Source organism: Actomonas aquatica, from assembly GCF_019679435.2.
GTDB classification, from domain to species: domain Bacteria; phylum Verrucomicrobiota; class Verrucomicrobiia; order Opitutales; family Opitutaceae; genus Actomonas; species Actomonas aquatica.
This window is the reverse complement of record NZ_CP139781.1, coordinates 5,891,992-5,904,845: the sequence shown is the minus strand read 5'-3', so window position 1 is coordinate 5,904,845 and position 12,854 is coordinate 5,891,992. Positions and strand designations below refer to the sequence as shown.

The 12,854-nt window shown below is 63.5% G+C and carries 12 protein-coding genes; 4 read left to right on the top strand and 8 right to left on the bottom strand.

Annotated elements, in window-relative coordinates:
* The first annotated feature begins 11 nt into the window (after positions 1–11).
* The 4 genes from K1X11_RS22615 (at position 12) to K1X11_RS22600 (ending at position 3,537) form a co-directional block, all read left to right on the top strand.
* On the top strand, positions 12–239 hold the full coding sequence (locus K1X11_RS22615; protein ID WP_221030221.1) for a tautomerase family protein: 228 nt from the start codon (positions 12–14) through the stop codon (positions 237–239).
* A gap of 105 nt (positions 240–344) precedes the next feature.
* Positions 345–1,220 (top strand): DUF3737 family protein, encoded by an 876-nt coding sequence (locus tag K1X11_RS22610; protein WP_221030222.1) that lies wholly within the window; start codon positions 345–347, stop codon positions 1,218–1,220.
* Between the two features lie 4 nt (positions 1,221–1,224).
* Positions 1,225–2,418, top strand: coding sequence for a MalY/PatB family protein (locus tag K1X11_RS22605; RefSeq protein ID WP_221030223.1), 1,194 nt, complete (start codon positions 1,225–1,227; stop codon positions 2,416–2,418).
* Between the two features lie 21 nt (positions 2,419–2,439).
* The gene (locus K1X11_RS22600; protein ID WP_221030224.1) at positions 2,440–3,537 is read left to right on the top strand and encodes a Gfo/Idh/MocA family protein; all 1,098 of its coding nucleotides are present in this window, start codon (positions 2,440–2,442) and stop codon (positions 3,535–3,537) included.
* Positions 3,538–3,626: 89 nt separating this feature from the next.
* On the opposite strand, the gene K1X11_RS22595 is transcribed toward K1X11_RS22600, so the two are convergent.
* The 8 genes from K1X11_RS22595 to flgK form a co-directional block, all read right to left on the bottom strand.
* Positions 3,627–5,600, bottom strand: a complete 1,974-nt coding sequence (locus K1X11_RS22595) for a methyl-accepting chemotaxis protein (protein WP_221030225.1) — start codon at positions 5,598–5,600, stop codon at positions 3,627–3,629.
* A 33-nt stretch (positions 5,601–5,633) separates the two neighbouring features.
* A complete protein-coding gene (locus tag K1X11_RS22590; protein ID WP_221030226.1) occupies positions 5,634–5,984 on the bottom strand; it encodes an energy transducer TonB in 351 nt (116 codons plus the stop codon).
* Between the two features lie 309 nt (positions 5,985–6,293).
* The gene (locus K1X11_RS22585) at positions 6,294–8,738 is read right to left on the bottom strand and encodes a PAS domain-containing protein (RefSeq protein WP_221030227.1); all 2,445 of its coding nucleotides are present in this window, start codon (positions 8,736–8,738) and stop codon (positions 6,294–6,296) included.
* A gap of 25 nt (positions 8,739–8,763) precedes the next feature.
* On the bottom strand, positions 8,764–9,240 hold the full coding sequence (locus K1X11_RS22580; protein ID WP_221030228.1) for a response regulator: 477 nt from the start codon (positions 9,238–9,240) through the stop codon (positions 8,764–8,766).
* 516 nt (positions 9,241–9,756) lie between these two features.
* Positions 9,757–10,005 (bottom strand): carbon storage regulator CsrA, encoded by a 249-nt coding sequence (gene csrA, locus K1X11_RS22575; RefSeq protein WP_221030229.1) that lies wholly within the window; start codon positions 10,003–10,005, stop codon positions 9,757–9,759.
* A gap of 16 nt (positions 10,006–10,021) precedes the next feature.
* On the bottom strand, positions 10,022–10,453 hold the full coding sequence (gene fliW / locus K1X11_RS22570; protein WP_221030230.1) for a flagellar assembly protein FliW: 432 nt from the start codon (positions 10,451–10,453) through the stop codon (positions 10,022–10,024).
* A 26-nt stretch (positions 10,454–10,479) separates the two neighbouring features.
* The gene (locus K1X11_RS22565; protein WP_221030231.1) at positions 10,480–11,376 is read right to left on the bottom strand and encodes a flagellin N-terminal helical domain-containing protein; all 897 of its coding nucleotides are present in this window, start codon (positions 11,374–11,376) and stop codon (positions 10,480–10,482) included.
* 52 nt (positions 11,377–11,428) lie between these two features.
* On the bottom strand, positions 11,429–12,841 hold the full coding sequence (gene flgK, locus K1X11_RS22560; protein WP_221030232.1) for a flagellar hook-associated protein FlgK: 1,413 nt from the start codon (positions 12,839–12,841) through the stop codon (positions 11,429–11,431).
* Positions 12,842–12,854: the final 13 nt, after the last annotated feature.

Here is a 12,854-nt window from a genome sequence, read left to right as displayed (position 1 = left end):
CTTTCCAAACCATGCCACACGTCATCATCAAAGCCCTGCCCGGTAAAACCGCGGCGCAAAAGCAACAGATCGCCGATGCGATCACCCGCAGTGTGAGCGAGATCTTCGGCAACGAGCCCGACGCCATCTCCGTCGCCCTGGAGGATGTGAGCGCCGAACGCTGGAAGGACGATGTCTACGTGCCCGATATCGTCGGCCGCGCCGACACCTTGCTGAAGCCCCCGGGTTATCAGCTCTGACGCCGCTCTCTCTCCCGCTCACCACCTTCCCTTTGGCCGCCTCTTCCGGTGCCCCCGGCCTCCTCCCTCGCAGACCTCCCGCTCTGCCACCCTTCCCGACCTGCCATGAACGCACCGCTAGACCTTAACACCACCATCCAAGACCGTTTCTACGAAGGCGAGCGCCCGCTCTTTGCCCTCGAGCACGCCACCCTGCGCGACGTGCGATTTTACCCGGGTGAGTCGGCCCTCAAACACACGCAGGATCTCGCGATCGAACACTGCAACTTCATGGGCAAATACCCGCTCTGGCACAGCGATCGCGTCTCCGTCGCGCACAGCACCTTCACCGTCTACGCCCGCGCCGCGATTTGGTATACGCACCACCTGCAGATGCGAAACTGCCTCATCGAGGCGCCCAAGATGTTTCGCGCCGCCTCCCACCTCACCATCGAAGACACCCGCTTCACCAGCGCCGGCGAAACCCTCTGGAACTGCCGCGACGTCACCCTGCGCCGCGCCGAACTGAAAGGGGCCGACTACGTCTTCATGAACGGCGTAAACCTCGAGCTCGAGGACGTCCGTCTCCAAGGCAACTACTCCTTCCAGGACGCGCACAACGTCACCATCCGCAACGCTCACCTCGACTCCAAGGACGCCTTCTGGGGCACCCGCGATGTGACCGTCTACGACAGCGTGATCGAAGGTGAATACCTCGGCTGGCACTCCTACAATCTGCGTTTGGTCAACTGCACCATCCGCGGCGCCCAGCCCCTCTGCTATGCCACCAATCTGGTGATGGAAAACTGCCGCCTGGAGGACGCCGATCTCGCCTTCGAATACTCCGCCGTCGACGCCGAGATCGTGAACGAAATCGTCAGCGTCAAAAACCCGCAGGGCGGCGTCATTCGCGCCCCGCGCATCGGCGAAATCATCCTCGATGAAAACTGCCGCAACCCCGGCGCCTGCCGCATCGAAACCGCCTGCGAAGTCGCCTCCTAAAACCATGCGCTACGACTTCGACACCGTCGTGCAGCGTCGCGGCACCGGCGCCACCAAGTGGGATGCCTCCGCCGATCCGGCCAGCCTGCCCATGTGGGTGGCCGACATGGACTTCCCCACCGCCCCCGCGATCATTGAGGCGCTGGCCGAACGCGTGCGCCACGGCATCTTCGGCTACACCCATGTGCCCGACGCCTACTACGACGCCGTCATCCACTGGTTCGCCCGGCGCTACGCTTTCCCGCTGCAACGCGAGTGGTTGCTCTACACCTCGGGAGTGGTGCCCGCCATCTCCGCCATCCTGCGCGCCCTCACTCAGCCGGGCGACGGCGTCATCCTGCAGACGCCCGTCTACAACTGTTTCTTCTCCTCCATTCGCAACCTGCAGTGCCGCGCCCTAGCCAACCCGCTGCGCGAAGTCGACGGGCGCTTCGAAATCGATTTTGAGGACCTCGAACGCCAGGCCGCCGATCCGTCCGCCCGCGTGCTGCTGCTCTGCAATCCGCACAACCCGGTCGGCCGCTGCTGGACCGCCGCCGAGCTCCGTCGCCTCGGCGAGATTTGCCTCCGCCATGACGTGACGGTCGTGAGCGACGAGATCCACTGCGACCTCATTCATCCCGGCTTCCGCCACCAGCCCTTCGCCACGCTCGCCCCGGAGTTTCTCGCCCGCTCGATCACCTGCCACGCGCCGAGCAAAGCCTTCAACATCGCCGGCCTGCAGATTGCCAACGTCATCGTGCACGACGTCGACCTGCGCGCCCGCATCGACCGCGCCCTCAACATCCATGAGGTCTGCGACGTCAACCCTTTCGGCGTCACGGCCACCATCGCCGCCTACACCGCCGGCGAGGACTGGCTGGACGCGTTGCGGCTGTATCTCTTTTCCAACTACAAGGCCGTCGCCCGCGAGCTCGCCCGCCATCTCCCCGCGCTCAAACTCACGCCGCAGGAAGCCACCTACCTCGCGTGGATCGACTGCCGCGCGCTCGGCCTCAGCTCGGCCGAGCTCACCGCGCGCCTCGCCGAGGACGCCCACCTACTGGTCAGTCCCGGCACCCTTTATGGCGAGGACGGCGAAGGTTTCATTCGTCTAAATCTCGCCTGCCCTCGCGCCACCTTAAAAGACGGATTAAGTCGCTTGCGATCCGCCCTCGCGCCGCTCGCCGCAGCCGCTCCCAGTGTGACCACCGCCTGAACGTTTCGCCTTAACCGAACCATGAGCAAAGTCCAAACCACTCCCATCCGCGTAGGCTTCATCGGCCTGAATCCCGATTCCCACTGGGCCGCCACCGCCCACCTCCCGGCGCTCAAAGCGCTGTCGGACCGCTACCAGATCGTCGGTGTCGCCAACTCCTCGCTGGCCAGCAGTCAGCGCACGGCCGAAGCGCTCGGCTTGCCGCACGCCTTCGCCAGTGCACAGGAACTCGCGGCCTCGCCCGAGATCGATCTGGTGATCGTCACGGTTAAAGTGCCTTACCATCGCGAACTCGTCACTGCCGCGCTCGCAGCCGGCAAACACGTCTATTGTGAATGGCCGTTGGGCAACGGTCTCGCCGAAGCCCGTGAGCTCACCGCCCTCGCCGCCGCCAAAGGCGTGGTCGCCGCCGCCGGCACCCAGGCCCGCGCCGCCGTCGAGATCGAGCATCTCGCGAAACTCATCGCCGACGGCTACGTCGGCAAAGTGCTCTCCACCACCCTCATTGGATCCGGTGGCAACTGGGCCGGCCAATGTATCGCCGAGCACGCCTACCTTTTCGACACCGCCAATGGCGCGACCATGCAGGCCATTCCGCTCGCCCATACGTTCGCGGCCGTGAAGGACGTGCTCGGTCCCTTCGGCGATCTCTCCGCCCGCTTCGTCAGCAACTTCGACAAAGTCACCCTCGCCGAAACCGGCGAAACCGCGCCCAAGGACGCGCCCGACCAGGTTTTGATTCATGGCACCATGGAGAGTGGCGCCGCGGTCGCCGTGCATTACCGCGGCGGGGTTTCCCGCGGCACCAACCTGCTCTGGGAAATCAACGGCACCGAAGGCGACATCCAGGTCACCGCGGATCTCGGTCATGCTCAAATGGTGCAGCTCACGCTGCGCGGCGCCCGGGGTGACGCGACGGAGATGGAATCGCTCATGCCGTCCGCCGAAGCCTACGCCGGTTGGCCGGAGGACGCCCTCGTGCGCAACGTCACCCGCATGTATGCCCGTCTCGCCGACGACATTCAAAACGGCACCCATACCGTGCCCTCCTTCCAGGACGCCGTCGCCCTGCACGAGGTCATCGACGCCATCGAAACCTCCGCCCGCGCCAGCAGCTGACGCCGGTCCTTTCCCCCCTCACGCAAAACGCCCGAAGCCGGGGAGGCTTCGGGCGTTTTGCTTATCAAGTGTCTCCAGAAACGTGGGGCTTATTTGCCATCCACCGGACCGAAGAATTCACAGTCGTCTCCCGCGTCGTCCCAGCCACCACCAGCGGGGGCGGCGGCAGGCGCTTTGCCACGTTTCGGGGCCGGAGCCGGCGAAACCTGCGCATGCGACGTCGGTGCGCTAAAATCCTCGTCCGAGCCAAAGGAGAGATCACTCTCACCGGCCAAACGGGTTTCCACGCCGGCCAGTTGGCCGAGGTGACTGACTGCCGACAACATGACTTGCGACTGCTCGTTGAGTTCGGTCGCCGAGCTGGCGGTTTCCTCGGCGGCAGCGGCGTTGCCTTGCGTGACCTGATCCATTTCGGAGACGGCGCGCGACACCTGCTCGATGCCTTGCGTCTGCTCGCGGGAGGCGGTGGCGATCTCGGCGACGAGTTGGTCCACCTCCTGGGTCTTGCTGGTGATCTCGGCGAAGTGCGCGGCGAGCTGTTCGCTCAGACGGGCGCCTTGTTCGGAACGCTGGGTGGCATCGGATATCTTGCCGGCCGTGTCCTGCGCGGCGCGCACGGAACGTTGGGCGAGCGCGCGGACTTCATCGGCCACCACCGCGAAGCCAAGACCGGCTTCACCGGCGCGGGCAGCTTCGACCGCGGCGTTGAGGGCGAGGATGTTGGTCTGAAACGCGATCTCATCGATAGTTTTGATGATCTGCGAGATCTCGGAGCTGGACTGACGCAGGGCGGTCATCGCGCTCTGCAGTTGGCCCATGTCGCCCGCGCCAGCTTCGGCGGCGGTGCGCGCTTGATTGGAGAGTTGCTTGGCGTGCTCAGCGTGATCCGCGTTGCGGCGGGTCATGCCGGCGACCTCTTCCAGCGAAGCGCTGGATTCCTCAAGCGCGGCCGCTTGGCGAGAGGCACCGGAGGCGAGTTCGGACGAAGCGGCCGACATGCGCTGAGCGGCGCTGGCGGTCATCTCCGCACCCGTGTTGAGCTTGTGCGCGAGATCGACGATGGGAGCACGCACGCTGCGGCCGATCCACCAGGCACCAAAGATGCCGCAGCCGATACCGATGAGACTGAGGGTGCCGAGGAAGACCTGCTGACGAGCTTGGCTGGACAGCGAGGCTTCGCCGAGAGCGTCGTTTTGCTCGAGCATGAAATCGCGGATACCGGCGACCTTGTTTTCAAAGGCGGTGCCCGCCGGCAACATGGTGTCGTTGAGCGTGGCTTCCTGCGCCGCGGCATTCTCCACCTGACGATGGAAAGCGGTGCGGAAGGCGGTGGCCGCTGCATCCAAACGAGCAATGACCGCTTTCTTTTCCGGCGAAACGAGTGATTCGTCGAGCGCCTCGGTTTCGAGTTGGTCGGCCAACATGCCATCGATTTCTTCATCGAGACGGGTGAGCGCGGTGGTGACCTCTTCGATCTTTTTGTCGGAGGCGCGAAGGCGATAGCTGCTGGCGCCGGCGGCGGCCGCGAAATAATACTGCAGGCCGGTGTTGCCGCGGGCGGCGATGATCTGGTCACCGGAAGCGCGCGATATGGCGATGATCTCGTCGAGGTCGCCTCGCAGCGATTGCGCCGCTTGGTCGAGCTCCTCGTCAACGATGATCGCTTCGGTGTCCTTCAGCTGCTTGAGCTCTTTGTAAGAAGCGGCGAAGGCCTTCGCGAGTTTGGCGGCATCCTGGAGATCGGCGAGTGCTTTGCCGTCGGCGTGTTGGATATTCACTTCGAGCGCTTGGTCGAAGTGCTTGAAGGCCTCGTCACAGGCCGCGGCGTTGGCAGCTGACGGGTTGCGCATCCAGCTGGCGACCTTGAGACGCAGGTCTTTAATGGCGGCTTCGGTGTTGCCGACTTCGCTGACTTGGGTGCCGCTGGCGAGGACGCTCTTGAGCGTGCCGCCGGCGGAGTTGACCACGTAAGCGGCCAGACCGGCGACGACGGCGAAGAGCACGAGCACGATGGCGAAACCCATCGCGATGCGACGGCCGATGGTAACAGTAAACTGGTTCATGACGGAATGGGGTGGCGAACAGGGGAAAGGCTTTTAGTCCGCCGAGAATTTCAGCGGCAGGGCGACCTTGGAGCGGATGGCGGCGCCCCCCTTCTTGGCCGGCTTGAAGCGCCAGTTTTTCACCGCGTCGAGGGCAGGTTCCTCAAACTCAGCGTGGGTCGATTTGCGCACGGAGACGTCGGCGACTTTGCCATCCTCGTCGATGACGACGGTGACAACGACCATGCCGGAAATACCGTCGCGTTTGAGTTGGTCCGGGTAGCGCGGAGGCGGCGTGCGCACAGGAACCGGCGGGTTATCGGGAGTCTCGAATTCCTCGGCAGCGGTAAAACAGGCGGCGGAGAGGAAAACGAGCAGGGTGCTGATTTTTCGAAGTAGGTTCATGAAACGAATGGAGACTAAGCACCCAATCGACCCGCTAATCGGATTCCTTAAGTGAGGTTTTAACCTCACCAGTCACGCGCTCGGGGTTTGCGCTCCTCCTCGGCGACTGGGCTACGCACCCTAAACCCCATCATGTTCGTCGCTTACCGCCCTGTCTCCGTCTCCCCAATCGCCATGGGGGTAACGACCTACGGGCCAAATTCGTCACTCTATTGACCAATGCTGCCCGCCGTTCCCCGGGAGCCAAAGCGTGGTCCGAGGGCGAGCACGCGGCCAGCACACAGCGACCTCGGCTTTGCCGGACACGCTCTAGCTTTGGGAGAGCACTCGCGCGAGTGCGGTGGTGAGGGTTTCGGCCATGAGCGGCTTGCGCAGCACCTCGCAGATTCCGGATTCGTGGAGGAGATCGGGGGCCGAAATATCGTCGTAGCCGGACATGAGCACGACCGGCACATCGTCGCGGATCTTGCGGATCTTGCGGGCCAGATCGATGCCGGTCAGGCCCGGCATGGTAAGATCGGTGAGCACCAGATCGAACCCTTGCGGATCGGCCTCAAAAGCCGCGAGGGCATCCACTGGCTGTTCGTAGCCCGTCACGGCGTAGCCACTGCGTTTGAGCAACGCCCGCAGCCAGCCTACGATCGGTTTCTCATCGTCCACCAGCAGCAAGGACTGCCCGTCACCTTTCACGATGTGCGGTTTGGGTGGCGGCGGTTCCTTGACCTCCGCCTCCTCCACCGGGAAAGCCAGATAGAAGGTGGAGCCTTTGCCCTCTTCGCTCTCCACCAACACACCGCCGTTTTGAGCCTGCATGATGCCGTGAACCACGGCGAGGCCCAAGCCGGAGCCTTTACCGGTAGGTTTGGTGGTGAAGAAGGGTTCAAAAATGCGATCGAGCATGATGGCCGACATGCCCTCGCCGTTGTCTTTGACGGCGATGCAGATGTAGCGGCCTTCGGGAATCTCCGTCGGTGTGGTGAGCCCATCGGTCGGCAAAGTGAGATCGACCAGAGACACCGTGATTTTCCCGGCGCCTTCGGGCATGGCGTGCCAGGCGTTGGTGCAGAGGTTGACCATGGCCTGGTGCACCTGCACCGGGTCGGCCTGCACGACGGGCAAATTGGCGGCGGGCACCATCTGCACTTCGATGGTCGACGGGAGCATGGAGGAAATGAGTTTGATGGCCTCCGAGGTGACGCGCTCGATGTCGCAGGGGCCGACCTCCTGTTCCTGCTGGCGACTGAAAGTCAGAATCTGGCGCACCACGTCGCGCGCCCGCATCGCTGCGGCCATGACCTCCTCCAGCCATTGGTGCACACTGTGTTCGGCGGGCAGGTCGTCGCGGGCGAGCTGCACAAATCCAAAGATGCCGGTAAGGATGTTGTTGAAATCGTGCGCGATGCCACCGGCCAGCGTGCCCACGGCCTCCATCTTTTGCGCGCGGCGCAGCTGCCGCTCCAGATGCGCGCGCAGCTCATCGTCGAGCCAGCGTTCGATCGCGATGGCGGCCAGTCCCGCGGCCACTTGGCAGAAGCTGCGCTCCCCTTCGGTCGGGTGCCGCGGCGATCCGCTGAGCACCATCATCGTGCCGATTGGAGCCTCTGCGCCGGAGGATACCGGCACGGCCCAGCCGCCCAAAAAGCCGCGGTCGAGCGCTTCGCGTTTAAACTCGCTGTCGGGTAAACGGCTGAAGTCGGGTTCCACCGTGAGTCTGCCCATCGCAGCGGCGGCGGCACAAAACCCATTCTGCGCATCGACCGTCACCCCATCCCATTGCCCGAACACCTGGGGCGGGGTCGTGGGGGCGGTGCGGGCGGACAGCACCTTCTCCTCGGTTTCCACGAGGTAGAATCCAAATTTGAGCGCCGGGAACTCCCGCTCGAGCGTGGTCACGATCATGGTGAGCACATCATCGAGGCGCTGACCGCGGGCCAGGTTCTTGAGCACACTCTCCTCAAAATCGCTTTGCGCGCGGAAATGGCGCCGTTCGGTCACGTCGGTGCACGTGCCGACGAAGTGGGTCAGCTTGCCGTCCTGCCCGCGCACAGGCCGCAGCTCCAACTCGTTCCAAAAAGGCGTGCCGTCCTTGCGGTAGTTGAGCAATTCGCCGTGAAAGAGGCGCCCGTCCCCGAGGTGTTGGCGGATCTGTTCGACGACGGCCTCGTCGGTATCGGGTCCTTGGAGAAAACGGGCGTTGCGGCCGATCGATTCCTCGAGGGAGTAGCCCGTCATGCGAATCCACGCCTGATTCACGTAGATGATTGGCGTGTCCTCGGTCGAGGCGTCGCAGATGATGACCGATTCGGCCATCTGTTCCAGCACCAGGTCGTGTAGCTGCATCGGACTGTCGGTGCGGTGACTGTCCGTGTTGTCGCGACAAAGCCCCACATGGTAGTCGATCTCGTCGACGGAGACGGCCACGATGAACGCTTCCACCCAGCGCAACGATTCGGTGGGCGTGCAATGGCAGAGTTCACCCCACCACCCCTCCCCACGGCTTAAGACGTCCTGCAGGTGCTCGTAGACGAGCGTGCTTTGATAATCGGATCGAAAGCGCTCCAAGCTCGCGCCCACCATCTCGCTCGCGGTCATTTGGTAGATGGCCAGAAACGCCGCATTGGTCGTCAGGATGGTCCCGCTCGGATCCATCACGACAAACGGCACGTCGCCCGAGACCTCCAGGATCCGCTGCACCGTCTTCGGCGGCATGGTCGCGGTGAGGCGTTCACGGGCCTCGGCCAAAAGACGTTCCAACGGAACGCGGGGGGAACTTGCGACGCTATCGGTCATGCCTAGGCGGGATCTTGGCACTGTCGGAACGCGACAAGCAAGAACCGCCATCATGCATTTCAGGATCTTCCCGCTCGAACCCCGTCACCTGGAGCATCCGCCGCAAACCAGCGAAATCGAAGGGTTTGGGCAGCAGGAAAATCAGTTTGTTCTCTTCCTCAAAACGTAGCGCCACCTCACTGATGTCCCCGCCCATCAACACCAAAGGCACCCGGGGAAGGTAGGCCCGCAGACGGCGCGCCAAGTCCAGCCCGTCCTCCTCCCCGAGCCGCAGATCGACGAACACCAAACGGACGGATCCGGCGGCGCGTTCCACACAGCGCAGCGCCTCACTCGCGCAAGAGCACAACCCGATCGGATGCCCCAAACGCTCGAGCAGCTTGCCCGCAACCACCCGCACGGGCTTCTCATCGTCGATCACCAGAATCGTAGGAGCAGGATCACTCAGCGCGGACGGTTCAGGCATCAATTAATGGGGGACGACGGAAAATTCTACGCCACCGCAGACTTCGGGCGGTGCGGAAAGGGGATGCGAGATCCACTTCCAAAACAGGCCGTTTCGCCGTGCACGGGTCGCCAGAAACTCCGTTCCGGGTCCGTTCCCTGTCCCTCGCCACACGAACTGCCTTCACAATGACAACACCCCGCCCCCTGCAGCCAAAACAAACAAGTGTGGCAGCTGCGAGGTGGAGAAATCGGCGAACTGAAAGGCGTGCTGGGGGAAGCCATCGTCGAGTGCATAGGCGAGAGATTCAACCTAGGGGAGATCGTCCAACATGAGGGTTTCTTGAGCACAAAACAGAGAATTATCCCTAGCCCATTCGCCGGGCCCGAGTTTCGGAGATTTCCCTAATCGAGACAGACTAGCTAGTTCCGATCAGTCACCGCGCGCGCTCGCAGCGTTTGAATACAACTCGTCGTCCCGTTCGCCCCAGGGCGTCGGAAATCGAACCTCGATTGAACGAATGCCGCGGACGGAATATCAGTCCGGACGACGGGCCAGCCGCGGCAGGGCGGGCAGCGCCGGCAGCGGACCACCGCGCTGGCCTTTGACGGCCGCCGACTGGTTGGTTTGCGCGATATCGGCCAGGACCTCCTTGCGGTAGATCGGCACATTGCGCGGAGCATCGATGCCGATCTTCACCACGTCGCCATCGATGCGCGTGATTTTGATCTCAACGTTGTCTCCAATCTTGATGGCTTCGCCAACTCTGCGGGTAAGAACGAGCATGATGGGCTCCTTTGAGTTAGCCGGTGACCAAGGGATGGCGAGCGCTATATTGTTGATGATTCGCAAGAACCACCTGCTTGGCTTTGCCCGTGCGCCGGTTGATGACGACCGGACCAGTGAGGTTCACCGTCGCCGTGGCCTGCGCGCCGTGCGTGACCGTCACGATGTTGAGCACCATGGCATCGGCCGGTTCCGAGAGTTCCAAATAGGACGCATCCTCGTCGTAAAGTTCAGGCTCGTAGTCGGGCATCACGTTGCCCGGTTCCACGACGACGAAGTGGAGCTCGTCATTGGGCCCCATCAGGCGCATCCAGCAAAACGGCAGTTGGTCTTCCTGGTAAACGACCGCGAAACGATCGTAGTCGGGGAATCCGACCAGACCCTGCGGGAGCGAGATCTCGTCCGTGGGGCCGGCGGCAGTGGCGGCGGAGTCGGCGGTGACTTTCATGACAACGAAAACAAAGGGGGTAGCGTTTAACGCAGATAGTCGAGGATCGACATGTTGAGGATTCGTGAGGCGGAGGCGAGCGCCGCTTCATATGCCGTGGTGGCTTGGGAAAGTTTGACGATGGTGCTGGGCAGATCGGCATCGGCTTCGGCCGAGACCAGGCGCTCGATCTCATCGGAGCGGGTGCCGAGTTGTTTGCGGCCCACCTCGATGCGCATCTCCGCGGCGCCCGTCGTGCCGATGGCTTCGACGATCACATCCTCGGAGGCCTCCAATCCCGCGATGGAGGTGTCGAGCGCGGTGCGATCGCCGTTCGTGAGCGCGTCGCGCAGCGTCACGAGTGAATTGATAAAATCGGCAATGGCGGTGTTGGTCGGTCCCGTGGACCCGACGTCGAGCGTCGACTGTTCGGTAAGGGCGATGGCTCGTTTGTCGGTATTGCCGGCGTAGGTGCTGGCGGTGATTTTGCCGCTGGCATCACGGGTGACCGCGATCGGTTCGGTCTTCACCGCGGTGCCAGCAAAGAGGTAGTCGTCGCGCAGGCGCCCGTTGCCGGTGCGCACGGCCTGTTCGATCAATTGGTCGACCTCCGCGGCGTAGGCCTTGGCAGCCTCCGCGCCGAGAGTGCCGGTGCCGAGCAGCGCCAGTTCGCCGGCGCGCACGTTGAGGTCCTTCATCGCACTGAGGTGCGAATAGGTCGCCTGGGTGAGTTCCAGAGCGATGTCGGAATTGCGCTCAAACTGCCCCACGCGGCGCTTCTCCGCTTCGAGGGTGAGCAGGCGGCCGACCGCGGCGGGATCGTCGCCCGGCAGCTTGACGCGCTGGCCGCTGGAGACCTGGTCCTGCAACTCGTTCTGGCGCGAGCTGAGGTCGGCGATCTGGCTGATAACCGTGGTGGTGGCGGCGTAGGTGGGAACTCGCATGGCGGTGACGGGCTGGGGCGTTCAGGCAGGCGGTCTGGACAGCAGAATCAAATTAGCGGCCGAGGCCGTTGACGACGGTGTTGAGCAGTTCGTCCACGACGGAGATGACGCGGGAAGAGGCCTGGAAGGCACGTTGGAATTTGAGCAAGTCGGCCATCTCTTCGTCGAGGGAAACACCGGAGACGGAATCGCGCTGGGCGCGCACGAGCTTTTCAATGTTGTTTTGATCATCGAACCGCGCGTCGGCGCCGGCCACTTCCTCACCGAAGTCGGAAATGGATCGGGAGAGGAACTGGTTGAAGGTGCCGTCGATGGCATCGCCGCCGCCGGTGTTGAAATTGCGGTAGGCGAGATCGGCGATGGCCCGAGCGATGGTGGCATCACCTGCGGCGCCGCCGTCGGAGGCTTTGAGGCTCACGGCGTTGACCGTCGGATCGACCTTGATGGACCCGGCGGTGGTGCCGCCGGCCACGAAGAAGTCGCCGGTCAGGCCGGTCGGGTTGTAGGCGGCATTGACCGAGGTGACGAGTTCGTTGGCGAGCGCGTCGAGGTCGTTGCGCAGCTGCGTGAGTCCCTGGTCGCGGGCCTTCAAATGGCCGGCGATGCTACCGCTGGAAAGAGCGATGGTATCGGGGCCGACCGTGAGATTGGTGCCGTCGAAAACGACGGGGTTCGGCACCGTGGCGAGATTGATGAGCTGGATCTCGTTGCCGGCGCCGTCACGGGCAAAGATGTCGATCTGGCCGGGCTCGACCGCGTTGGCGCGGGTCTCGATGCCGATTTTGCCGGCGAGCTCTTCGAGACGAGCCTGGCGTTGGTCGCGAAGGTCGACGGCGGAGCCAGGTGCGTTGATCTCGAAACGACCGATCTGGCCGTTGAGTTCACCAATGACCGTGAGCAGGCGGTTCACATCCTCCACGTCGGAAGCGGCCGCCGAAGTGAGGTCCTTCTCCAACTGGTCGAGACGCGCGTCGGTGGAGTTGAGACGGTCGGTGAGAATGGCGGCCCGCTGCATGAGCGTCTGGCGCTGACCGGAATCGGTCGGACGCGCGGCGAGGCCTTCAAAAGCGGTGAAGAAATCGGTGACAGATTCGACCACGCCCTGACTGCCACTGGAACCGGAGCTGGAGGAATCGGCGGTGCGATCGATGGATTGGCCGAGCGCGGCCTGGCCCTTGGCGTAAGCGTTGGCTTCGGCTTCGGCGGCGGAAGATACGGCGACTTCGCGCACGACCTGTTGGTCGAGCAAACGGTCGCGGATCTGCTCCACCTGCTTGGCTTCGATACCGAGCGATTGGGCGCCGAGCGGGGTGAGCACCGTGCCGCGGTCACCGTAAACGACGCGCTGGCGCGCGTAGTCGGGGTTGTTGACGTTGGCGAGGTTTCGCCCAGCGGTCTCGACGGCACGGGAGTGCGCGGCGAGGGCTTTTACGCCTCCATTGAGAGCTCCAAAGAGTCCGGACATGGCTGGGTGGCGG

Coding starts and splice junctions, on each gene's coding strand:
- K1X11_RS22615 (WP_221030221.1), top strand. CDS start 12: ATGCCACACGTCATCATCAAAGCCCTGCCCGGTAAAACCGCGGCGCAA.
- K1X11_RS22610 (WP_221030222.1), top strand. CDS start 345: ATGAACGCACCGCTAGACCTTAACACCACCATCCAAGACCGTTTCTAC.
- K1X11_RS22605 (WP_221030223.1), top strand. CDS start 1,225: ATGCGCTACGACTTCGACACCGTCGTGCAGCGTCGCGGCACCGGCGCC.
- K1X11_RS22600 (WP_221030224.1), top strand. CDS start 2,440: ATGAGCAAAGTCCAAACCACTCCCATCCGCGTAGGCTTCATCGGCCTG.
- K1X11_RS22595 (WP_221030225.1), bottom strand. CDS start 5,600: ATGAACCAGTTTACTGTTACCATCGGCCGTCGCATCGCGATGGGTTTC.
- K1X11_RS22590 (WP_221030226.1), bottom strand. CDS start 5,984: ATGAACCTACTTCGAAAAATCAGCACCCTGCTCGTTTTCCTCTCCGCC.
- K1X11_RS22580 (WP_221030228.1), bottom strand. CDS start 9,240: ATGCCTGAACCGTCCGCGCTGAGTGATCCTGCTCCTACGATTCTGGTG.
- csrA (WP_221030229.1), bottom strand. CDS start 10,005: ATGCTCGTTCTTACCCGCAGAGTTGGCGAAGCCATCAAGATTGGAGAC.
- fliW (WP_221030230.1), bottom strand. CDS start 10,453: ATGAAAGTCACCGCCGACTCCGCCGCCACTGCCGCCGGCCCCACGGAC.
- K1X11_RS22565 (WP_221030231.1), bottom strand. CDS start 11,376: ATGCGAGTTCCCACCTACGCCGCCACCACCACGGTTATCAGCCAGATC.
- flgK (WP_221030232.1), bottom strand. CDS start 12,841: ATGTCCGGACTCTTTGGAGCTCTCAATGGAGGCGTAAAAGCCCTCGCC.